General features: G+C 71.8%; 19 protein-coding genes. 5 read left to right on the forward strand and 14 right to left on the reverse strand.

Annotation, left to right across the window (positions count from 1 at the left end; all coding sequences use genetic code 11):
- Positions 1–52: 52 nt before the first annotated feature.
- Together ACFYZB_RS14410 and ACFYZB_RS14415 are read right to left on the reverse strand one after the other, a co-directional pair.
- Positions 53–1,393 carry an FtsK/SpoIIIE domain-containing protein gene (locus ACFYZB_RS14410; protein ID WP_388758269.1) on the reverse strand — a complete coding sequence of 447 codons (1,341 nt, stop codon included), beginning with the start codon at positions 1,391–1,393 and terminating at the stop codon, positions 53–55.
- A 2-nt stretch (positions 1,394–1,395) separates the two neighbouring features.
- Positions 1,396–1,725, reverse strand: coding sequence for a hypothetical protein (locus ACFYZB_RS14415; RefSeq protein WP_388758271.1), 330 nt, complete (start codon positions 1,723–1,725; stop codon positions 1,396–1,398).
- 190 nt (positions 1,726–1,915) lie between these two features.
- Between ACFYZB_RS14415 and ACFYZB_RS14420 the strand changes: the two genes are divergently transcribed.
- Complete coding sequence (locus ACFYZB_RS14420) at positions 1,916–2,674, forward strand: GntR family transcriptional regulator (protein ID WP_388758273.1); 759 nt, start codon at positions 1,916–1,918, stop codon at positions 2,672–2,674.
- 1,260 nt (positions 2,675–3,934) lie between these two features.
- Here ACFYZB_RS14420 and ACFYZB_RS14425 read toward each other — a convergent pair.
- The 5 genes from ACFYZB_RS14425 to ACFYZB_RS14445 are packed head-to-tail and all read right to left on the reverse strand — an operon-like array spanning position 3,935 to position 9,891.
- Complete coding sequence (locus ACFYZB_RS14425) at positions 3,935–5,188, reverse strand: styrene monooxygenase/indole monooxygenase family protein (protein ID WP_388758275.1); 1,254 nt, start codon at positions 5,186–5,188, stop codon at positions 3,935–3,937.
- A gap of 15 nt (positions 5,189–5,203) precedes the next feature.
- A complete protein-coding gene (locus ACFYZB_RS14430) occupies positions 5,204–5,863 on the reverse strand; it encodes an ATP/GTP-binding protein (RefSeq protein ID WP_388758276.1) in 660 nt (219 codons plus the stop codon).
- Entirely contained in the window at positions 5,844–6,254 is a 411-nt protein-coding gene (locus ACFYZB_RS14435; RefSeq protein ID WP_388758278.1) for a DUF742 domain-containing protein, read from the reverse strand. Before ACFYZB_RS14435 ends, ACFYZB_RS14430 begins: the two co-directional genes overlap by 20 nt.
- Complete coding sequence (locus ACFYZB_RS14440) at positions 6,251–6,763, reverse strand: roadblock/LC7 domain-containing protein (RefSeq protein ID WP_351208114.1); 513 nt, start codon at positions 6,761–6,763, stop codon at positions 6,251–6,253. The genes ACFYZB_RS14435 and ACFYZB_RS14440 overlap by 4 nt, the downstream gene beginning before the upstream one ends.
- Complete coding sequence (locus ACFYZB_RS14445) at positions 6,760–9,891, reverse strand: nitrate- and nitrite sensing domain-containing protein (RefSeq protein WP_388758280.1); 3,132 nt, start codon at positions 9,889–9,891, stop codon at positions 6,760–6,762. The genes ACFYZB_RS14440 and ACFYZB_RS14445 overlap by 4 nt, the downstream gene beginning before the upstream one ends.
- A 384-nt stretch (positions 9,892–10,275) precedes the next feature.
- Between ACFYZB_RS14445 and ACFYZB_RS14450 the strand changes: the two genes are divergently transcribed.
- Positions 10,276–11,064, forward strand: coding sequence for a protein phosphatase 2C domain-containing protein (locus tag ACFYZB_RS14450; RefSeq protein WP_388758282.1), 789 nt, complete (start codon positions 10,276–10,278; stop codon positions 11,062–11,064).
- Positions 11,065–11,113: 49 nt separating this feature from the next.
- On the opposite strand, the gene ACFYZB_RS14455 is transcribed toward ACFYZB_RS14450, so the two are convergent.
- A complete protein-coding gene (locus ACFYZB_RS14455) occupies positions 11,114–11,605 on the reverse strand; it encodes a MarR family transcriptional regulator (protein WP_351208111.1) in 492 nt (163 codons plus the stop codon).
- Positions 11,606–11,841: 236 nt separating this feature from the next.
- Here ACFYZB_RS14455 and ACFYZB_RS14460 point away from each other — a divergent pair, with 236 nt between their 5' ends.
- Positions 11,842–12,684 (forward strand): lysozyme, encoded by an 843-nt coding sequence (locus tag ACFYZB_RS14460; RefSeq protein ID WP_388758284.1) that lies wholly within the window; start codon positions 11,842–11,844, stop codon positions 12,682–12,684.
- Between the two features lie 126 nt (positions 12,685–12,810).
- Positions 12,811–15,177, forward strand: coding sequence for a SpoIIE family protein phosphatase (locus ACFYZB_RS14465; RefSeq protein WP_388758286.1), 2,367 nt, complete (start codon positions 12,811–12,813; stop codon positions 15,175–15,177).
- A 1-nt stretch (position 15,178) separates the two neighbouring features.
- Here the strand turns inward: ACFYZB_RS14465 and ACFYZB_RS14470 are convergent, their stop codons facing one another.
- The 6 genes from ACFYZB_RS14470 to ACFYZB_RS14495 all read right to left on the reverse strand — a co-directional run bounded on the left by ACFYZB_RS14470 (position 15,179) and on the right by ACFYZB_RS14495 (position 21,530).
- Positions 15,179–15,691 (reverse strand): hypothetical protein, encoded by a 513-nt coding sequence (locus ACFYZB_RS14470; RefSeq protein ID WP_388758288.1) that lies wholly within the window; start codon positions 15,689–15,691, stop codon positions 15,179–15,181.
- 14 nt (positions 15,692–15,705) lie between these two features.
- Entirely contained in the window at positions 15,706–16,140 is a 435-nt protein-coding gene (locus ACFYZB_RS14475) for a hypothetical protein (protein ID WP_388758290.1), read from the reverse strand.
- Positions 16,141–16,290: 150 nt separating this feature from the next.
- On the reverse strand, positions 16,291–16,887 hold the full coding sequence (locus ACFYZB_RS14480; protein ID WP_351208106.1) for a hypothetical protein: 597 nt from the start codon (positions 16,885–16,887) through the stop codon (positions 16,291–16,293).
- Positions 16,888–17,105: 218 nt separating this feature from the next.
- Entirely contained in the window at positions 17,106–18,056 is a 951-nt protein-coding gene (locus ACFYZB_RS14485) for a serine/threonine-protein kinase (RefSeq protein ID WP_388758293.1), read from the reverse strand.
- A 143-nt stretch (positions 18,057–18,199) separates the two neighbouring features.
- Positions 18,200–20,632 (reverse strand): endopeptidase La, encoded by a 2,433-nt coding sequence (gene lon / locus ACFYZB_RS14490; protein WP_388758295.1) that lies wholly within the window; start codon positions 20,630–20,632, stop codon positions 18,200–18,202.
- Positions 20,633–20,720: 88 nt separating this feature from the next.
- A complete protein-coding gene (locus tag ACFYZB_RS14495) occupies positions 20,721–21,530 on the reverse strand; it encodes a rhomboid-like protein (protein WP_388758297.1) in 810 nt (269 codons plus the stop codon).
- A 196-nt stretch (positions 21,531–21,726) separates the two neighbouring features.
- Here ACFYZB_RS14495 and ACFYZB_RS14500 point away from each other — a divergent pair, with 196 nt between their 5' ends.
- The gene (locus ACFYZB_RS14500; protein ID WP_388758299.1) at positions 21,727–22,404 is read left to right on the forward strand and encodes a spermidine synthase; all 678 of its coding nucleotides are present in this window, start codon (positions 21,727–21,729) and stop codon (positions 22,402–22,404) included.
- Positions 22,405–22,457: the final 53 nt, after the last annotated feature.

Raw genomic sequence — 22,457 nt, forward strand, 5'->3', positions numbered from 1 at the left:
GGTAGGGACGTGGCGCGAAGGACGGTCGCGCCGACCGTGGAAGGGTCGGGTGTTACTCGGTGACCGGTCGCGGCTTGACCAGCGACGGGCCCTCCGCCGGCGCCTTGGCGGGCACGTGGGGGCGGAAGGGATCGAGGAACGGAAGGTCCGGGACCAGGTGGGCGAAGTCCCGGCAGACTGCGATCACTTCGTCTCGGGTGATGGCCGGGGTGCGGATCTTCGACCAGCCGCCGGAGGTGTCCGCCGCGACGGCGGTCCCGGGCCGGTCCATCTGGATCAGGCTCGCGGCCGGTACGGCGTCCGGGGCGACGTCGGCGAGACCCATCTCGGCGGTCTGCTTGTCGTTGACCCGGTGCACGACCCGGCCGGTGAGCTGGGCGCGGAGCATGGTGGCGCCCTTGCCCAGGTCGGAGCCGAACCGCTGACCGCAGATCTCCAGGTAGATGCCGACCGCACGGGCCATCTGCGCCAGTCGAATCAGCGCAGTCACGATCCGCTCCCGCCGCTCCTCATCCTTCTTCGAGGAGATCAGGAACAGTTCCGCGACCTCGTCCACCAGCAGAACCACGGGCACCGGCCGCAGGCGTTCAGGCAGGTCCCATATGTCAGAGGCGCCGTGCTTGCTCAGCAGGTCGAAGCGGTCTTCCATCTCGGCGACCAGCACGCCGAACAGTGACGAGGCGTCGTCCGGGGTGGTGGCCAGTGCCGACAAGCGCGGCGCGTAGCCGGACTGTTCAACCCCGCGCTTGCAGTCCACCCCGACCAGGGCGATCGGAAGCTGAGCCAACCCCATGATCAGGTTGCGCTGGTACATGGACTTGCCCGACCCGTTCGCGCCCAAGGTGAGCGCCATGGGTGCCTTGCGGTAGTCCCGCTCGAAGGCGGTGCCGTCATCGCGCAGTGCCACCGGCACGATCATGTCGTGCGGCACGGCCTTGCGAGGCATCCGCACCCGGCGCAGCACGTCATACCCGGTCATCCGCAGCTCCACGAAGCCCGGCTTGGTCTCCGCCACGGTCACCGCGTGCACGCCCCAGGCATGACGCAGCCGTTCGGAAGCGGCAGCCACGTCGGCGGGCTCCAGGCCGGCCGGAAGTCGCAGCGTCACCCGCAGCCCGGTCGACATACCCCGCACCCGGCGGATCTTCGGCGGAACCGGCTGCACCTCACGACGGGCCAAGTTCCGCGTCACGAACGCCCGCAGACCCGACGGCCGCACCGTCAGCCCGCACACGTCCATCGTGGACCGGTACGAGAACCCGAACCGCGTCAACGTCACCGGCAGACCCACCAGCGCCCAGTACGCACGCGGCGCCCGCACCTTCGCGTAGCCGACACCACCGGCAGCCGCCAGGCCCCCCGTAGCCTCCAGCCACCTCGTCAGGTCGGTCATGGTCAGGCCACCGGGGTGATCGCGATGGCGCGGAACGAGATGCCGTGACGCTTCTGACCGTTGAACTCGTTCTCCCAGTCCCGCGCCTTCAGCCCCGTTACCCGCACCGGCATGCCCGGCGCCAGACCCTCCGGGTAGCCGGTCTCCGGGACGGTCACCTGGTAGAGGTTGCCCTCTCCCTCGTCCGAGACCAGCAGTCCCACGGTCGACAGGTCCGCACCGGTCTCCCGGTCCACGGCCCGCTCACCGGTCTTCTTGTTGACCATCTTGGGTTCCGGGGCAGTCGCCACGAACACCACTGCGGTCGAGAGGTCGATCTTGAACGACGGCATGAGCACATCCCTCACATCGAGGAGACTGCCTTGCGCAGCCTCTCTAGACATCTCAAGAAGAGCACATGTCTAGAGACGTCGTCAAGGGAGATGTCTAGAGATGTTGTAGGTGAAGGATTGCGGCTACACGCACTGAGCGGGCGACCTACCTATGGCCTAGGCTGTCTAGAGAAGAGAGGAGGGCTCCGGAATGGCCAACACCGACGACGACCGTCGGCCGAAGTACCAGCGGATCGCGGACTCCCTACGTGAGGCGATCCAGTCGGGCGCATACGGTCCCGGTGATCGGCTTCCGGGAGAGAACGACCTGATGGCCGAGCATGGCGTAGCCCGTATGACGGCTCGCCAAGCCTTGGGCGTGCTCAAGGACGAAGGGGTTGCCGAGTCCCGCAAGGGCGCCGGCGTCTTCGTTCGCGCCTTTCGCCCGTTGCGGCGTCGCGGCATCCAACGGCTTGCCCAGGAGCAGTGGGGAAACGGTCGCTCCATCTGGGCTGCCGACATCGAGGACCGCACCCTTGTGGTCGATCAGGTCACGGTGTCGGAGGAGGACGCGCCGGAGAGGATCAGGACCGTCCTGGAGTTGGGGGATGGGGACACCGTGTGCGTGCGGCGTCGACGGTTCGTCCTGGATGGGAAGCCCGTCCTTCTGGCGACCAGCTATTTGCCTACCCCAGTGGTTGCGGGCTCTGCGATCACCCAGGAGGACACGGGGCCCGGCGGAACGTACGCCCGGCTCGCCGAGCTTGGATACAAGCCGGTCCACTTCCGCGAAGAGATCCGTTCCCGCATGCCTACGAGGGATGAAGCGGATCAATTGAGCATCTCCGCCGGCACGCCGGTCATCCTCATCTGCCGGACCGCGTTCGCGGACGAGGGGCGCCCCGTCGAGATCAACGAAATGACGCTCGATGCCGCCTCCTACATCCTGGAGTACGACTTCGACGCGTAGGCTCGCGCGAGCTGTTACAGGTTTCTCTACCTCATCAAGCCCCGGCTGCGCTCCGCTCCGCCGGGCGCGCTTCCCGGTTCCGCTGCGGGCGACGCTCCTGCCTTCGGCCCGCTCCGCCCGCGCTGCGCCGACGCGCGCCCACTGGTGGATAGGGCCGGTGGCCATGAGTCGATCATCGCATACGCGACGGTCAGAACAGTGCCTCCGGCGGGGGATCGGCCGGCACCGGGATGGAAGGGGCGCCGTCGCCGACCGCAGGCCCGTCGTGGCCGATGCTGGGGGCCCCCATCCCGCACACCATCGACCCAGGCAGAGCCGAGCAGACGCGGCCCCTGGCGTCCAGGTCGTTCGTACAGTGGCGCGCTCCACCTGGACGCCAGGAACCACGCCCGCTCCACGGTGTGTGGGTCGACGGCGTACGGGATGGGAGCTTGGGGAGTGGTTGAGGTGGGTGGGCGAAGTGGAAGCGCCTCAGCCGGGCACATCGGCCACCTGGGGGCGGCCATCTCCCATAGAGCTCATGCTCCTGACCTGGGGAAACACCGGATTCACCCGGACGCCACTCGCGCGATCCATACAACCCGGAAACTCTGGCTCATAACCAGCCCTTCGGGACGAAATGGAACGGTATGAGATCTTCCCGTCCTCCTTGGCGAATCGCCTCCACAACGGCCTGTACCGCCCTAGCGATCTGCGCCACCCTGCTCACTGCACCCTCGGCATCCGCCAGTAGCTGGCACAGTCGAGACGTTGCCACACCGCAGTCCATTGCCGTCAACACGCTGCGTCAATGCTCGATCAGCGGTGGCAGCGGCCTCATCTCCGGCATCCTCAACTGCCTCTGCCCCAGCAACAGCGGGGGAGGCGGCGGAGGGGGCGGGCCGGGGGGCGGCGCCCCCGTTCAAGGCGGCAGCGGCCTCATCTCCGGCATCCTCAACCGCCTCTGCCCCAGCAACGGCGGAGGCGGCAACGGCGGAGGCAGCAGCGGAGGCGGAGGCTGACAGTCCGGGACGTAGCGGCTCTGTGCCCTTCGCATGCCCGATCCAGCGGCACGCGACGGGGACTCACGGGGAACGACGGCCACACTGACACTGCGGCCCAGGTCAGAAGCCTCCCAGGTCAGCACCCGCCCGCATACGCGATCTTCCAAACTAGAGACGGCCCCGGTGCCAGCCGGGGCCGTCTGTGGGCCGTCCGAGGGCGGCCGACGTCGACCAACAACGACAGACGACGAAGGTCGGAGCGCAGGTCAGAGACCCATCAGGCTCCAGTCACCGAGGCCAGATACGCGGCCGTCTTCTCCGGCTCATAGAAGAAGTTCTCGAAGTCGGCCGGGTCGTTGAAGGCGTTGGCGAACCGGTCGGCGACGGGCTGGAGCTGGCCGGCCGCGCCGATGAGGTTCAGGATGTGCTCCGGCGGCGGCATGAGCATCGCGTTGGTCCACTTGGTGACGTGCTGCGCGGTGTCCCAGTACCGGTCGAAGGTGGCCTGCATCCACTCCTCGTCGAACGCCTTGTCACCGTGCTCAACGATCGACGCGAGGTACGAGGCGGCGCACTTGGACGCGGAGTTGGAGCCCTGGCCGGTGATCGGGTCGTTGGCCACGACGACGTCCGCGACGCCGAGGACCAGGCCGCCGCCGGGCAGCCGGCCGATGGGGTTGCGGACCGTCGGGGCGTAGCGGCCGGCCAGCGTGCCGCCCGCGTCGGTCAGTTCGACCTTCGTCGCCCGCGCGTGCTCCCAGGGCGTGAACCTCTCCATGAGTTCCAGGGTCAGGGAGAGGTGCTCCGCCGGGTCCTTGACGCCGTTGAAGACGTCGAGCGGGCCACCGGGTATGCCCTCCCAGAACAGGATGTCGGCCGGTCCGGAAGTGGTGAACGTCGGCATGATGAACAGCTCGCCGACGCCGGGCACCAGGTTGCAGCGAACGGCGTGGAAGTCGGGGTGCTCGGGGCGCGGGCCGAGCCCGTGGACGTAGGCCACCGCCAGTGCGCGCTGCGGCTCGCTGTACGGGGAACGCGAGGCGTCGCGGCCGAACATCTGGACCAGCTCGCCCTTGCCCGCCGAGACCAGGACGAGGTCGTAGGTGCGGGAGAAGTAGTCGAGGTCGCCGACCGCCGCGCCGTGGATGACCAGCTGGCCGCCGCGCTGGGCGAAGGTCTCCATCCAGCCGGCCATCTTCACCCGCTGGTCGACCGACTGCGCGTACCCGTCCAGCCGGCCCACCCAGTCGATCGCCCGCTGCGTGGGGCCCGGGTCGTGCGAGCCGGGGGCCGCGACCGAGACACCGAGTCCTTCGATCTTCGGGGCCTGGGACTCCCAGAAGTTCAGCTTCAGATCGCGCTCGTGCTGCAGTGCCGTGTGGAACATGCACTGCGTCGACATGACCCGGCCGGTGCGGATCTCGTCCGCGGTCCGGTTCGACATCAGGGTGACCTCGTAGCCGTGCGACTGCAGGCCGAGGGCGAGCTGGAGGCCGGACTGGCCGGCTCCGACGACGAGTATCTTCCGCATGCGGGGGCTGTTCTCCTACTCGGGGGTTTCGTCCAGCGCGTGGCCGACGAGGGACAGGAGGGTCTCGATCACCGAGATCCTGCGCCGTGCATCCATGATCATTACAGGGATGTGCGCGGGGATGGTCAGCGCCTCTCGCACGTCCTCCGGCTCGAACCGCTCGCTGCCGTCGAAGTGGTTGACCGCGACGACGTACGGCAGTCCGCAGCTCTCGAAGTAGTCCAGCGCCGGGAAGCAGTCCTTCAGCCGGCGGGTGTCGGCCATGACGACGGCGCCGATCGCGCCGCGCACCAGGTCGTCCCACATGAACCAGAACCGCTGCTGGCCCGGCGTGCCGAACAGGTAGAGCACCAGGTCGTCGTCGAGCGTGATGCGGCCGAAGTCCATGGCCACGGTGGTGGTGAGCTTGCCCGGTGTGGCGGTGAGGTCGTCGGTCTCCTCGCTCGCCTCGGTCATCAGCGCCTCGGTCTGCAGGGGCGTGATCTCCGAGACGGAGGTGACCAGGGTGGTCTTGCCGACGCCGAAGCCTCCCGCCACGACTATCTTCGTGGCGACGGGGGCCCGGGTGCGGTCCGTCTGCCAGGACCTCAGGTCCTCGTCGGGCTCGGTGAATCCGGCGACGAGAGGGACGCCTCCGACGGCGGAGGCGGCGGCGTCAGAGACGACGGAGTCCACTCAGCACCCTTTCCAGCAGCGCGCGGTCCGGGCGGCCGGTGCCGTGACCGGTTCCGGTGCCGTACACACGGATCTTCCCCTGGTCCGCGAGGTCGCTCAGGAGCACGCGGACCACGCCGAGCGGCATCTTCAGCAGCGCGGCTATCTCGGCCACCGTGCGCATGCGGCGGCACAGTTCGACGATGGCCTGCATCTCCGGCATCACCCGGGTGGTGAGGGCACCGTTCGTCAGTTCCCTGCGCTCCTGAGGGGCCTCCAGCGCCGCCACGAACGTCTCCACGAGGAGGACGTGGCCGAAGCGGGTACGGCCGCCGGTGAGCGAGTAGGGGCGGACGCGGGCGGGTTTGCGGCCGCCTCCGCGCACGGGGAGTTGCTGCGCGCCGCCGCTCACCGGGCGCTCCCCGCGGACTCGGTCTCCAGGGACTTGCGCAGTTCACTGCGGAGTTCGGGGGTGAGGACGTGGCCGGCGCGGCCGACGAACAGCGCCATGTGGTACGCCACCACGCTCATGTCGCACTCGGCGCTGCCGTGCACGCCGAGCAGCGAGCCGTCGCTGATCGACATCACGAACAGGCTGCCCTCCTCCATCGCGATCATCGTGTGCTTGACGCCGCCGAAGTCCATCAGCTTCGCGGCGCCGACGGTGAGGCTGCCGATGCCGGAGACGATGGTGGCCAGGTCGGCGGAGGAGCCGCGGGGGCCGCTGCGCTTGGCTCCGCGTGCCTGCCGGGCTCCCTCCGTGTGACCCGGGTCGGAGGAGAGCAGGAGCAGGCCGTCCGAGGAGACCACGGCGACCGACTGGATGCCGGGGACCTCCTCGACCAGGTTGGTCAGCAGCCAGTGCAGGTTGCGGGCTTCACTGCTCAGTCCGTAGGTACTGGAGCTACTGGGCGCGGTCAACTGCTTGCCTCCTCGGCTGAGCCCCCCGTGGCGTTTTCGGTACGTGCTGCGATCTCTGCCTCTACGTCGCGGTAGCCGGCCTGGGCGCCCTGGCGGAAGCCGCCCAGCCTCCTGCGGAGGGCTTCTGCGTCCACAGAGCGGGTCCGCTGGCGCGGGGCCTGGGTCGGTACGGTGATCTTGGGTGTGCGCTTGGGGAGGCCCTTGCTGGTGACCCGCTCCTCCGCCTCGGCTTCGCCTTCGGCGGGGATCGCGTTCCCACCCGCACCAGCCGTGCGGCTCTCGTCGCCGGGTGCGGGTGGCCCCTGTGGGGCGCGTCCGCCGCCGGCGGGCGACGGGTCCGTGGGCTCCGCCGTGAGGTCCGGGAGCAGCAGCTCCATCGTGGACTCGGCGAATGTCTCCGCCGGGGCCTTCGGGCGGGTCTGCGCGTCCTGGGCGGCCGGGGCGGCCTGCTCGTGGACCGCCTGCTCGGCCCGGCCGCCGCCCGCCCTCCGCCCGGCGCCGAAGGCGTCCCACCCCGTGTCCTCCGCCTCACCGGCCGCTCCGCCGGAGGCGGTCCCACCGACCAGGTCGCCGAAGGCGATGCCGGTCTCCCCCGCCGGAACCCGAGAAGCCGCCGGATCCGCCTGCTGCGCCGGACGGTCGGTGTCGTCGTCCGGAGTACCGAAGGCGCCCTCGGCGTCGCCACCCGGCCGGACGGGAGTGGTCCCCGCGGCCGGAGTGCCGGTGGTGTCTCCGGCGGCCGGCTCTTCGAAGGCGGCCTCCTCTGCCGTACCGGCAAAGGCACTGCCCTCAGCCGTGCCGTCGGAGGCGACCACCTCTGCGGTACCGCCGGCGGCGCCCCCCTCTGCCGTACCGCCGGCGGCAGTCGAGCCGTGGAGCGCCTGTTCCGCCAGGGCGACCAGGGGGTCGGTGGTCTTGGTGCGGGCGTGCAGGACGTTGGAGTTGACCTCGGCGTCGGCGCCGGGGAGGGAGAAGGTGCCCGTGGTGCTCATGGACGAGGTCTGCGGGGGCAGGGCGGCGGGCGGGGCCTCGCTGAGGAGGGCGGCCGGGAGGACGACCACCGCGGCGATGCCGCCCTGCTTCTGCTCGCGCAGCTGGACCCGGACGCCGTGCCGGTGGGCGAGGCGGGCCACGACGTACAGGCCGAGGCCGAGGCCGGCGTCGCCCTCGCTGTCGTAGGTGGAGTCGGGGTCGAAGTCGGACAGGCGGGCGTTGAGGCGGTCCAGGCGGTCGGCCGCCATGCCGATGCCCTCGTCCTGGACGGAGAGCATGACCTCGCCGCTCTCCAGCAGCCAGCCGGAGATCTCGACGGGCAGGTCCGGCGGGGAGAAGGACGTGGCGTTCTCCATCAGCTCGGCCAGGAGGTGGGAGAGGTCGTCCGCCGCGAAGCCCGCCACGTGGGCGTGCGGGGGGAGGGCCGCGATGCGTACCCGCTCGTAGCGCTCGATCTCGCTGACGCCCGCCCGGACCACGTCGACCAGCCGTACCGGGCCGTGGTGCTGCTGGACGTGCTCGGCACCGGCCAGGACCAGCAGGTTCTCGCTGTGGCGGCGCATGACCGTGGCGAAGTGGTCCAGCTTGAAGAGCGTGGCGAGGCGGTCGGGGTCCTGCTCGCGGTCCTCCAGGCCCTCGATGACCCCGAGCTGGCGTTCGACCAGGCCGAGGGTGCGCAGGGCCAGGTTGACGAACGTGCCGCCGATGCCGGTGCGCAGCCGCTCCATCTGCTCGGCGGCCCGGCTCAGCTCGGCCTGGAGGGCCTCGCGGGCGTCGGCCATCTTCTGGCGCTGGCCGACCAGGTGCTTGCGGTCGGTCTCCAGGGTGGCGACCCGCTCGCCCGCGGCGACGGTCTGCTCGCGCAGGGCCACCGCGTGCGCGTGCAGGGCGTTGACCGAGCGGACGACCTCGGCGAACTCGTCGTTGCGGCCGGTGAAGGCGATCGGCTCCTGGGTCGCCGGGTCCGCGGACTGAGCCAGGCGGGCCGAGCCGCGGCGGAGCACCGACAGCGGGCGGGTCAGGGTGCGGGCCATGGCTGTGGCGAGGCCCACGGCCACCAGCATCAGGGCGCCCAGGACGGCGATGCGGATCTCCAGCGCCGTGACGTCGTCGTCGCGGAGTTTCGCCAGGTCCTTGGTGCGGTGGTCGTAGAGGGCCGATTCCGCGCCGCGCATCAGGTCGACGCGGGCGGACAGGGCCGCGTCCAGCTTCTTGGTGCTGGTGGTCAGCTCGCTGTCGGCCAGCGTCGGCTGGTCGGTGAGCGTGGCGAGGTACTTCTCGGCCAAGTTGACGTCGGTGCCGGTGACCGTGGAGTCGTAGGAGTCGACGGCCGTCGGGGGCGCGGTGGCGCGGAAGTCGGCGAGGGCCGCGTCGGCGCGCAGCCGGGCCTGCTGGGCGGCGGCGGTCAGCTGGTCGCGCTGCTTCCGGTCGGCCTCCGAGGTGGCGGAGGTCGTGGTGGGCAGGCCGGTGACGGGGCTGATCACCGTCCGGGTGGCGGACGGCACGTTCAGCGCGGCGAGCAGCAGGCCGCGGGCGGCGGCGGACTGCTGGACGGCGGTGTCCAGCTCGGCGAGCGCGTGGGCGCCCGAGCCGGCCCGCGGGGGCGTTTGGTCGGCCAGCTGCTCGGCGAGCCGGTGCAGTTCGGCGATGGCCGCCGAGTACGCCTGGTGGGCCTGCAGGGCCGTGCTCTGGCCGGTGAGGGCGGCCCGGCGGACGGCGGCGATGCCGTCGAGGTCGCTGCGCAGGCTCGCCGGGGTGTCCTCCTCGGCGCGCAGGTCCTCGACCTGCCGGTCGACGCGGGCGCTGCGGTCCTCGGAGGGGGCCTTCGACCGGGGGCGTCCGGCGGCGATGTAGGAGGTGACGTCGTCGCGCTCGTCGGCGAGGGAGTTCGCGAGGGCGAGGGCGTCCTGGGTGCGGGTGGCCAGCGTGACCAGGTCCTGGGAGTCGCTGACGTCCTGGGAGGCCGTGAGCAGGGAGGGCGCGCCGGCTCCGGCGACGGCCGCGGCCACCACGGCGACGGCGACGATCAGCCGGGTGCGCACATGGGTGCGGCGGCCGGTGCCCACGGGGGTCTGTGGGGCGGTCCCCGTGGGGACCGTCTGACTGCCTGTGCGCCGAGGCCACTTCTTCTGCACCGGTGCTCGCATTCCTGAACTCGACTACCCAAGGACCCGGGTGGCGCCCCGTCATCTCGGTGCCAAGTGGTGCCTACACCCGGTTCGTACGGTTCCCGACCCTCCCAGCGCCGGTGAGCAGTGGTCGCGCATCACCTGGCCCGCCACCCGAAGGAGTGAACATCGGAGGGGAGTTGGCGGGCAAGTTCCTGCGGCGCGTGCGGTGCCCTTGCCCGGCCTGCCGGTTGGACGAGCGGGGCAGGCTTTGGCAGTATTCGCCACCACGCCTTCCCGGAGTGCCTCATTCCACCCCAAACCAGGCGGCTGACCTGCGGGGTCGTGCCAATTCGGCGACGGTTGCCAGCCTTTGGCGCATCCTGTGAAGGGCTCGTGCAGACTGGCCGGATGCGAACTGATCTCGTTTCGGAACCCGGCGACGCGAACCGACCCAACGAGGACTTCGCCGGTGTCGGACTACCCGCTTCCGGGCAGGGGGGTTGTGCGATCGTCCTGGACGGGGTGACTCCGCCACGGGGCGGGACGGGGTGTCTGCATTCCGTCCCCTGGTTCACCGCGCGGCTCGGCGGCGCGCTGACCGAACTGACCGTTTCGCTCCGAGATCTGACGCTCCCGGAGATTCTGTCGCGGGCGATCGGCCGCACCGCCGAGGCCCACGCGCAAACCTGTGAACTTTCTCACCCGCGCACCCCCCAGGCAACCGTCGCCCTGGCCCGCTGGTCCGCCGACACCGTCGAGTACCTGGTGCTGTCCGACTCCGCGCTGCTGCTGCAGGGCGCCGACGGGACGGTCACGCCGGTGCTGGACGACCGGCTGGCCCGGCTCCCGCGTTCCGCGCTCGCCACCGACGCCCTGGTGGACGCCACCCTGCGCAACAAGGAGGGCGGGTTCTTCACGGCCGCCGCCGATCCCTGCGTGGCCGCCCGCGCGGTCGCCGGCACGGTGCCCCGCAGCGGCGTCCGCGCCCTGGTCGCGCTGACGGACGGCGCGACCCGCTGGACGGAGACGTTCCACGAGGGTGACTGGCAGGCGCTGTTCGGGACGGTCGCGAAGGAGGGCGCCCGGTCGCTGGTGGACCGGGTGCGGGAGCTGGAGCTGGCGGACCGCGAGGAGCGGGCGTTCCTGGGGCGGAGCAAGACGCACGACGACGCGACGGTGGTCTACGTGGAACTCTGAGCGCCCGCCGGCTCCGGCCTGCCGCCGCGCGGCCCCCTCGGGGACGGCCCTACTTCTCCATGACGCCGTTCAGCTGGTGCAGGAGCCGGGCGAGTTCGGCCACCTCGCGGCGGTCCCAGTGGGCGAGCTGCCGGACGTAGCGGGCGCGGCGCGCCTCGCGGACCTTGCCGACCCGGCCGCGCCCCTCCTCGGTCAGGGTGACGAGCCAGGCGCGGCCGTCGGCGGGGTCGGGTTCGCGGGCGATCAGGCCCAGCTCCTCCAGGGCGCGCAGCTGGCGGGACATGGTGGCCTTGCCGACGCCGATGTAGCCGGCGAGCTCCGTGGCCCGCTGGCCGCCGCACTCGTCCAGGCGGATGAGCAGGCCGTACGCGGAGGACTCCAGGTCGGGATGGACCTCGCGGGCCATCTCGCCCTGGTTGGCCCGGGCCCGCCTCAGCAGCACGGTCAACTCCCGTTCCAGTGCCAGGAATTCCTGGTCTGCACCACTGGGCGTCGTCTGGTGGGCGCCGCGATGTGCGTCGCCGTATCCGTCCTCGTGCACGTCAGCACCCCTGCTCGGTTTCGCCTGCTGAAAGTTTCTGCCAAAAGTCGTCATTGCCGCAGCTCCGTAAGTATTTCGCAGGGCTAGACCAACGGCGGCGCCCGGACCCCCTTCCCACGCCGTCGTCTACGTGCGTAGCTTCCTTACCAGGCAATCACTGGCATGCCCACGCCAGTGCGGCATCCGGTACACGGTCACAGCCACGTTCCCCCCACCCCACTCCCCGGAGGCACGTCATGCCCGTGCACAGACCCGGCTCCGACCGCTCCGCCCGCCCCCTCGGCCCGCGCCCCCTCGCCGTCCTGGTCACGGCCCTGCTCGCGGCGCTCTCGCTCACCCTCCCCCTCACCTCGGCCCAGGCCGCGACCATCCCCGGCCGCGGCTCCGCCCACATGGGCATGGGCGTCCTCGCACACGACGGGCGGCACGGCACGCCCACGTCCGCCGGCGTCACCCAGACGGAGGGCGTGGACGTCTCCGGCTACCAGGGCAACGTCGCCTGGTCGACCCTGTGGAACAGCGGGGTCAGGTGGGCGTACACGAAGGCGACGGAAGGCACGTACTACACGAACCCGTACTTCGCCCAGCAGTACAACGGCTCGTACAACGTGGGCATGATCCGCGGCGCCTACCACTTCGCGACCCCGGACACCACCAGCGGCGCCACCCAGGCGAGCTACTTCGTCGGCCACGGCGGCGGCTGGTCCAGGGACGGCAGGACCCTGCCCGGGGCGCTCGACATCGAGTGGAACCCGTACGGCGCCGAGTGCTACGGCAAGTCGGCGAGCGCGATGGTCAGCTGGATCGCCGACTTCCTGAACACCTACAAGTCCCTCACCGGCCGGGACGCCGTGATCTACACGGCGACCAGCTGGTGGAGCGACTGCACCGGCAACTACGGCGGCTTCGCGGCGAACAACCCGCTCTGGATCGCCCGCTACGCCTCGGACCCGGGGACGCTGCCGGCCGGCTGGTCGTACTACACGATGTGGCAGTACACCTCCTCCGGCCCGACCGTCGGCGACCACGACAAGTTCAATGGCGCCCTGGACCGGGTGCAGGCCCTGGCCAACGGTTGATCGCGGTTGTGTGTGGCGGCGGCCGTCCCCGGCGGGGCGGCCGCCCGCATGCGCTGCGTTGGTGCTCACCGCCGGCCGGGATCATGCTGGAGGAGAGCCTGCCGAGCAAGGGCGAGATGAGCGGCGATGGAGCGACAGTCGACGTACACGGCCACGGCCACCATCGATGAGCAGGGCATCCTCACGGGGTGGAGCGAGGGCGCACAGCGGCTGCTCGGCTACGACTCACCGGCCGTCGTCGGGCGGCCCGCCACCGCGCTCCTCGCCACCGACGGCTCGGCGGCCCGGCGGATCGTCGCCGGCCGGGGCCGCTGGAACGGCACCGTCCCGCTGCGGCACCGCGACGGCCGGCTGCTGGAGCTGGGCGTGCTCGCGCACCGCCGGACCTCGCAGGCCGGCGTCACCGACTGGCTCGTAGTGAGCGCCGTGACGGCCCGTGCGCAGCCGCCCCGGGGCGAACCGCTGGAGGAGTGGACGTTCCTGCAGTCCCCCTTCCCGCTGGCGATCTTCGACGCCGACCTGCGGCTGGTGCGCGCCAACCGCCGGATGGAGCACGCCCTCGCCCTGCCCGAGGCCGCGATGCGCGGACTGCGGCTGCCGCACATCGTGCCCGGCGCCGCCAGCGAGGAGGCCGACCGGTCGCTGCGGCTCGCGCTGGAGACGGGCCGGCCGCAGGACGCCCGGGCCCGGCTCGGCGCGGAACTGGGCCGCGGTGTCGTGCTCACCCCGCTGAAGGACGCCGACGGCCGGGTGCGCGCCGTCTGCATGTCCACGCAGACGCCCGCGCAGGACTCCGCCGCCGGGCAACGCGCCGCGGCCGACAGCGGCTCGCGCGTCGGCACGGCCGCCGACCAGGCCCGCGCGGCGCAGGAACTCGGCGAGGTCACCGTCCCCCGGCTCGCCGACGTCATGGCCGTCGACCTGCTCGACACCCCCCGCGACACGGGTGAGGAACCCGCCCCGCGGCCCGGCCCGGTCGTCCTGCGCCGCGCCGCGCTGCGCGCCGTGCCCGAGGGCGTCGGACCGGCCTACGGAAGCGGCGTCGGCGAGGCGGTCGTCTGCCCGCCGGACTCGCCCCCGGCCCGGTGCCTGACGGCGGACCGGCCGCTGCTGTACGACACGGCGGACCCGCTCGTCGCCGAGTGGGCGGCGGGGGACCCGGGCGCGGCGTGGCTGCGCGCGTCCGGGGCGCGCTCACTGCTGGCGGTGCCGCTGCTCGCCCAGGGCAGCACGCTCGGGGTGGCGCTGTTCGGCCGGCGCCCCGGCCGGGAGCCGTTCGGCCCGGAGGATCTGCGGCTGGCGCAGGAGTTCACGGCCAAGGCGGCCGGTGGCATCCGCCAGGCCCGCGCCTACGGCCGCAACCGCACCACCACCATGGCCCTGCAGCAGAGCCTGCTCCCGCACACGCTGCCCGACCAGGCGGCCCTGGAGATCGCCACACGCTATCTGCCCGCCGCGACCCGGGCCGGGGTGGGCGGCGACTGGTTCGACGTGATCCCGCTGTCCGGGGCGCGGGTGGCGCTCGTCGTGGGCGACGTGGTGGGTCACGGCATCCGCGCCTCGGCCACCATGGGCCGGCTGCGCACCGCCGTGCGCACCCTGGCCGACGTCGATCTGCCGGCCGACGAACTCCTCACCCACCTCGACGACCTGGTGCTGCGGCTCGCCGCCGACGAGGGCAGCACGGACCCCACCGCCGAGACCGCCGGCGGCATCGGCACCACCTGTCTGTACGCGGTCTACGACCCGGTCTCCCGCCGGTGCACCCTGGCCCGGGCCGGGCATCCGCCGCCCGCCGTGGTCACACCGGACGGCGCCGTGCGCTTCCTGGACGTGCCGGCGGGCCCGCCGCTCGGGCTCGGCGGGCTGCCGTTCGAGGCCACCGAGACCGAACTGCCCGAGGGCAGTCTGCTCGCCCTGTACACCGACGGGCTGTTCGAGGCCCGCGAGCACGACATCGACGAGGCGCTGGACAAGATGTTCGCCGCGCTCATCCGGCCCGCGCGGTCCCTGGACGCGGTCTGCGACCACGTGCTCACCGAGCTGCTGACCCATCGTCCCGACGACGACATCGCCCTGCTCGTCGCGCGGACCCGGGTCCTGCACGAGGACCGGGTCGTCGCCTGGGAGCTGGAGAGCGACCCCGAGGACGTCGCCCGCGCCCGCCGCCTCGCCTGCGACCAGCTGTCCGCCTGGGGCCTGGGCGAGGCCTCCTTCCCCACCGAGCTGATGGTCAGCGAGCTGGTCACCAACGCCATCCGCTACGGCCGCCCGCCCATCCAGCTCCGGCTGATCCACCAGGACTCGACGCTGATCTGCGAGGTGTACGACTCCAGCGGCACCACCCCGCACATGCGCCGGGCCCGCATCTTCGACGAGGGCGGCCGGGGCCTGCTGCTCGTCGCCCAGCTCGCCGAACGCTGGGGCACCCGGCACGACCGGGTCGGCAAGACGGTGTGGGCGGAGCAGTCGCTCCCCCGGGCCGCCGGCTGAGTCAGCCGTTGCCACCGTTGCCCCCACGGCCGCCCTGACCGCTGCTCTCGCAGCCGGTGCCGAGGCAGATCCCGCCGTTCCCGCCCCGCCCGCCGTCCCCGCCGTCGCCGGAGCCCACGGCGTCGCCGCCGTTCCCGCCGTTGCCGCCGTTGACGCTGCCCGCGCAGACGCCGACGCAGATCCCGCCGTTGCCGCCCTTGCCACCGTTGCGGCCCGGTGCTCCGGTGGTGCCGTCTCCGCCGTTGGCGCTGCCGTTGCAGAGCCCGGCACAGATGCCGCCGTTGCCGCCCTTGGTCCCGTTGACGGTGCCGTTGCAGTTGCCCGCGCAGATCGAGTCGCCGATGCGCACGCTGCCGTTGCCCACGTGGATGCTGCTCAGACGGGGAGGGCTGCCGCCCGGTCCGCTGCCGACGGGGCCGGTGTCGGCCATCGCGGCCGGGGCCATCGCGCCGCCGCTGATCACCACGGTCGAGACCGCGAGGCCGATACCGAATTTCCAGGAATTCCTGCGCATGCGATTTCCGTTTCTCACGAAGCGTCGCCGATAAGTCCGAGCCAGTCGCCGTTCAGGACCTGGCGCTCCCATGTGTCGACCTCCTTTTCCGAGATCTTGTACTTCTTGGCCACCTCGGCCTTCGTCGCCCGGCCGGTCAGAACGGTCAGCGCGATCCGTGCGCGGTCGGTCAGGGAGAGGTCCGACTTCGGCTTGTCGGGCAGGTCGTGGAACGAGAGGCAGCCCGGCTTGCCCGGCTGCCCCGGCTGGCCCGGCTGACCCGGCGCGCCGCCCTTGCCGCCCTCACCCCCCTCTCCGCAGTGCCCGGACTGGTGGGCCAGTGCCGTGTAGCCGGTGGGAGCGGCCGGGGCCGCGTGGGTGGCTGCCTGGGCGCCGCACGCGGTGACGGTGACGAGCGCCACGGAGGCCGCCGCGAGGAGGGCAGGACGCCGGAAGGGGCTGGTGAACATCGGGGACTCCGTTTCGGATCAAGGGTGTTCTGATCGAGGTGAGAGGTTCGGGGGGTGGGCGCTGTGGCCCGGTGGGGGGTGGAGGCCTGGGCGGCCTCCACCCCGTTGACGGTCACAGGGGCCGTCGGACGAGCCGGTCGGAGGAGCCGGTCAGAAGAGGCTGGCGCCACCGGCTCCGCCGGACCCGCCGGCGCCGCCGAAGAGGCCACCGAGGCCGCCCTTGCCGCCCTTCCCGCCGTTGCCGCCCTGGAAGATGCTGTTGCCGCCCTTCCCGCCGTTGCCGCCCTTCCCGCCGACGAGGACGCCGTCGCCCCCGCCACCGCCGCTGCCGGCGTTGCCGCCGGAGAGGATGCCGAAGCCGCCGTTACCGCCGTCGCCGCCCTTGCCGCCGACGACGCCCTCGCCGCCGCCACCGCCGCCACCGCCGCCGCCACCGGCCAGCACGCCGTCGCCGCCGTTGCCGCCCTTCCCGCCGTCACCACCGGTGCCGAGGACGCTGCCGCCACCGGAGCCACCGGCGCCACCGCCGCCACCGACCAGGCCGCCACCGCCGTCCCCACCGGCGCCACCGGCGCCACCGCCGTGCACGAAGGCCACGGTCGAGGTGGGCATCGGAGCCGCCATGGCGCTGGAGACCGGCAGGAGGACCCCGCCGGTGACCAGTGCGGCGGAGGCGGCGAGGGTCGCGAAACGCAGACCTCGGCGCTTCGGACGGGCGTCGTCGTGGGTGCGAAGATTACGAGTCATGAGCTTTCTCCCATTACTGTGAGGATTTCCCGTGAATTCTCGGATGAATTACCGGGGGGATTGCCGGAGGAGATTCACTCCCCTCGGACCGCCTCATTTCCTTTCCGGTGAGGCCGTGCTTCAAGTAAGCCCGAACGGGAAATCAGGGTCACGTTCCGAGGACTCGGGACTTGACGCACCCACAGGCGTCGGGTAAAAGCCGCGTAAGCGGTACGGGATCAGGTGAGGAACGGCCGGGCCCAGGCCGGCGGATCCGGCGGCGGGACGCGGTCCACCACGGTCGGCGTACGACGGCGGGGGACGCACTCGGCGACGGCCGCCCGCAGGGCCGCGACGAACTCCAGGCAGGTGCCGTGCCGCTCGTCCGGGGCCTTCGCCAGGGCCTTTCCCAGCACGTCGTCGGCGGCGGCCGGGATGTCCGGCCGCTCCTTGCTGAGCGCGGGCGGCGGGTCGTACTGGTGGGCCCACAGCAGTTCGAGGTGGTCGTCCCGCTGGAAGGGCGGGGCGCCCGCGAGCATCTCGTGCACCACACAGGCCAGGCTGTACTGGTCGGCCCGGCCGTCCACCGGGCGCCCGGCGATCCGCTCGGGCGCCACGTAGTCCAGGGTGCCGACGAACTCGCCGGCGGTGGTGAACCCGGTGAGCGACAGCGACCTCTTCGCCAGCCCGAAGTCGGTGAGATAGACGTGCTCGGGATGGTCGCTGTCGACGCCCTTGGCGACCAGGACGTTGCCGGGCTTGACGTCCCGGTGCACCAGCTCGCGCGCGTGGGCCGCGTCCAGGGCGGAGGCCAGCTGGGCCGCGATGCGCAGCGCGACCGGCACCCGCAGCGGGCCCTCCCGGTCGATCAGGGCGCGCAGGTCCTGCCCGGGGACGTAGCACATGGCGATGTACAGGAGCCCGTCGAACTCGCCGGCCTCGAAGACGGGGACGATGTTGGGATGGTCGATGGCGGCGGCCACCCGGGACTCCTGGGCGAAACGGCGGCGGAAGGCGTCGTTCCTGGTGTACTCGGGGGCGAGCAGCTTCAGGGCGACCGTCCGGCCGAGGCGCAGGTCCCTGGCGCGGTAGACGACGGCCATGCCACCACGACCGAGTTCGCGCTCCACCTTGTAGCCCGCGACCTCGGCCCCGATCAGACCGGAGGGGGTCTTCGGGGGCCAACTCACGCCTGAATTCTACCGACCCATCCCCGTATGAGCGCGGCGCGAAGATCCCGTACGCGCACATGACGAAGGCCCGGCCTCCTCACGGGACCCGGGCCTTCACTCATCCCATGCCCGCGGGCGGAGCCCGCTGATGGGCACAGTCGTCACGCCGCCACGGGAACCTCCGGCGTCGCGCCGTTCGTCGCGGGGGCGAGCGCCAGTTCCAGGACCTGGCGGACGTCGGTCACGGTGTGGACGTCGAGCCGGTCCAGCACCTCGGCCGGGACGTCGTCCAGGTCGGGCTCGTTGCGCTTGGGGATGATCACGGTGGTCACCCCGGCGCGGTGGGCGGCGAGCAGCTTCTGCTTGACGCCGCCGATGGGCAGCACCCGGCCGGTCAGCGAGACCTCGCCGGTCATGGCGACGTCCGTGCGCACCAGGCGGCCGGAGAGCAGCGACGCGAGCGCGGTCGTCATCGTGATGCCGGCGCTCGGGCCGTCCTTCGGGACCGCGCCGGCCGGGAAGTGGATGTGCACACCCCGGTCCTTCAAGCCGGCCACCGGAAGCTCCAGTTCGGCGCCGTGGCTGCGCAGGAAGCTCAGCGCGATCTGCGCCGACTCCTTCATCACGTCACCGAGCTGACCGGTCAGGGTCAGGCCCGCCGCGCCCGTCTCCGGGTCGGCCAGGGAGGCCTCCACGAAGAGCACGTCACCACCGGCGCCGGTGACCGCCAGGCCGGTCGCCACGCCGGGGACGGACGTACGGCGCTCGGCCGGGTCCTGGGCGGACTCGGGCACGTGGTGCGGGCGCCCGATCAGCGCACGCAGGTCCTCGTCCCGGACGGTGAACGGCAGTTCCCGCTCGCCGAGTTCGTGCTGGGCCGCGACCTTGCGCAGCAGCCGTGCGATCGAGCGCTCCAGGGTGCGCACGCCCGCCTCGCGCGTGTACTCGCCGGCGAGCCTGCGCAGGGCGCCCTCTTCAATGGTGACCTCGTCGGCGCCGAGGCCCGCCCGCTCCAGCTGGCGCGGGAGCAGGTGGTCGCGGGCGATGACGACCTTCTCGTCCTCGGTGTAGCCGTCCAGGCGGACGATCTCCATACGGTCGGCGAGCGCCTCCGGGATGGCCTCCAGGACGTTGGCGGTGGCCAGGAACACGACGTCCGACAGGTCGAGTTCGACCTCGAGGTAGTGGTCCCGGAAGGTGTGGTTCTGCGCCGGGTCCAGGACTTCGAGCAGGGCCGCGGCCGGGTCGCCGCGGAAGTCGGAGCCCACCTTGTCGATCTCGTCCAGCAGGACGACCGGGTTCATGGAACCGGCCTCCTTGATCGCGCGCACGATCCGGCCGGGCAGCGCACCGACGTACGTACGACGGTGGCCGCGGATCTCGGCCTCGTCGCGGACGCCGCCGAGGGCGACGCGGACGAACCGGCGGCCCATGGCGTGGGCGACGGACTCGCCGAGCGAGGTCTTGCCGACGCCGGGCGGGCCGACGAGGGCCAGTACGGCACCGCCGCGCCGGCCGCCGATGACACCGAGTCCGCGCTCGCTGCGCCGCTTGCGGACGGCCAGGTACTCGGTGATGCGCTCCTTCACGTCCTCCAGACCGGCGTGCTCGGCGTCCAGGATCGCCTTGGCGCCCTGGATGTCGTACGCGGAAGAGCTGTCATCGGTCCGCTCGTTCCACGGCATCTCCAGGACCGTGTCGAGCCAGGTGCGGATCCAGGAGCCCTCCGGGGACTGGTCGCTGGACCGCTCCAGCTTGTCGACCTCCTTGAGCGCGGCCTCACGGACGTTCTCCGGCAGGTCGGCGGCCTCGACGCGGGCGCGGTAGTCGTCGGGCTCGTCACCCGAGTCCTTCTCGCCGTTCAGCTCGCGCAGTTCCTTGCGGACGGCCTCCAGCTGGCGGCGCAGCAGGAACTCGCGCTGCTGCTTGTCGACGCCCTCCTGGACGTCCTTGGCGATGGTCTCGGCCACGTCCTGCTCGGCGAGGTGGTCGCGGAGCTGCTGTACGGCGAGCTTGAGCCGGGCCACCGGGTCGGCGGTCTCCAGCAGTTCGACCTTCTGCTCGGTGGTGAGGAACGGCGAGTAGCCGGAGTTGTCGGCGAGTGCGGAGACGCCGTCGATGGCCTGGACGCGGTCCACGACCTGCCAGGCGCCGCGCTTCTTCAGCCAGGTGGTGGCGAGCGCCTTGTACTCCTTGACGAGGTCGGCGACCTGGCCCGGCAGCGGGTCCGGCACGCTCTCGTCGATGCGGGCGCCCTCGACCCACAGCGCCGCGCCGGGCCCGGTGGTGCCGGCGCCGATGCGCACCCGGCTCCGGCCGCGGATCAGGGCCCCCGGGTCACCGTCGGCCAGCCGGCCGACCTGCTCGACCGTGCCCAGCACACCGGTCTTCGCGTACGTGCCGTCGATGCGTGGCACCAGCAGCACCCTGGGCTTGCCCGGTTCCGACCGGGCGGCGGCCTGCGCGGCCTCCACCGCGGCCCTCACCTCGGCGTCGCTCAGGTCCAGCGGAACCACCATCCCGGGCAGCACGACCTCGTCGTCGAGCGGCAGCACGGGCAGGGTGAGCGTGAACTCCGGTGACTCAGTAGCCATGATCTCCCCTTCGGCAGTCAAGTTGAGCTATGTCGACTCAACTGCTGGGGGTGGGCTGGTGTTCCCCGGGTTTGTTCGCTGTGAGCGATCAAGACGCCTTGCGCCACCGGCGCACGACAGGCCAGCTCGCCACGCCTATCGTCAAGGCAATCAGGTGGCCCCAGTTCGTCATCGGGTCCTCGAAGGCGAGCAGGTCGCTCACGAGTTCACCGGCCGTCAGGACGAGAAGGGGCCAGCGCAGCCACGGGCGCAGGAGACCGGAGAGAGAGCCGATGCTGGCCGCCACGCCGAAGCTGATGCCGTAGTCGAGGCGGTGCAGTGAGGTGGCCGGGAGGTGGCCGACCAGGACGGCCAGGCCCACCGGGATCTCGGTGGCGAGCGTGGCCAGGACATGCCCCGCGAGGAAGACGCAGGCCGCACGCGCGCCCCCTATGCGCCGCTCCAGCGCGGTGAGCACCAGCACGAACGCCAGCGCGTACGGCGAGAGGACACCGCCCGCGATCCACAGCGCGCTCGCCAGCAGCACCACCGCGGGCGTGCGCACCAGGTGGGCCACGTCCGTGCTGCACGCCTGGTAGAGGGCGTTCACCAGGGCGGGGTCGGCCAGGGTCGCGAACACGGAGGTGACGGCCAGGAGGGCCGTGTAGGCGAAGGTGAACGGGGTGGCGGTGGGAGTGGGCAGCAGGCGCCACGGCCGCGGGAGCGGGAGCGGTGCCGTCGGGCGCGGGTCGACGGGGACGGGCGCGGGAGCGACGGGCGCGGCGTGCCGCTGGCGTGGCATGCCGTCCAGCAGGTCCGCGATCGCGGGGCCCGGTACGGCGGCGGTGCCGTCCGGAAAGGGCGCGCCCGTCAGGGGCGGGGACGCGGCCGTCGCAGGGCCCGTCGCGGTCCGTTCCACGCTGTGGCACTCCTTCCGTTGCGGCCAACCCTTCGGGTTCCCGGGGCGGCTGTCTATGACCGACGCCACCCGAGAGCCGATTCACAGCAACCTCCTACGTTCCGGCTGCGTCCACGACTCACACCGCAAGGGTGCACGTCAGTTCGACATCCCTAATTCGTATGAAGGTCAAGGTGTGTTCAAGGAGGATGGAGGCATGACTGCCGTGTACGACTCCCCCGTGGTCCTGGACCGGCGCGACGGCCCGTACGGCGAGGTGGTGCTGCGCCGGCACGGAACGCTGTTGCAGATCATCGCCAACGGCTGCTTCCTGATGGACACCTCCGACGGCCGCTCGGAGCGGCTGCTGGTCGATGCCGCGCTGACGGCGCTGGACGCGCGACCCGCGCCGAAACTGCTGGTCGGGGGGCTGGGCGTCGGATTCTCACTCGCACACGCCGCGGCGGACCCCAGGTGGGGGCGGATCACCGTCGTCGAGCGGGAGCCCGCCGTCGTCGACTGGCACCGCGACGGTCCGCTGGCGGAGGTCTCCGCCGGAGCGCTCGCCGACCCGCGCACCGAGATCGTGCAGGACGATCTCGTGGCGTTCGTCAATGAGACATCCGACACGTTCGACGCGCTCTGCCTGGACATCGACAACGGCCCCGGCTGGACCGTCACGGACGACAACCACGCCCTGTACGCACCGGCCGGACTCACCGCCTGCGCAAGGGTGTTGAGTCCCGGCGGGGTGCTCGCGGTGTGGTCCGCCGAACCCTCCCCGGAATTTGAAGGTACCTTGCGGAATGCCGGGTTCCAGCAGGTGCGTACCGAAGAGGTGCCGGTTGCCCGGGGCGTTCCGGACGCGGTACACCTCGCCGTCCGACCTGGATAGCGGCGGCGCGGTCGATCCCCGTAATGTGCTGCCCTGACGCGGATCATTCAAGC

This window comes from Streptomyces sp. NPDC001852, from assembly GCF_042891825.1.
Classification (GTDB): Bacteria; Actinomycetota; Actinomycetes; order Streptomycetales; family Streptomycetaceae; genus Streptomyces.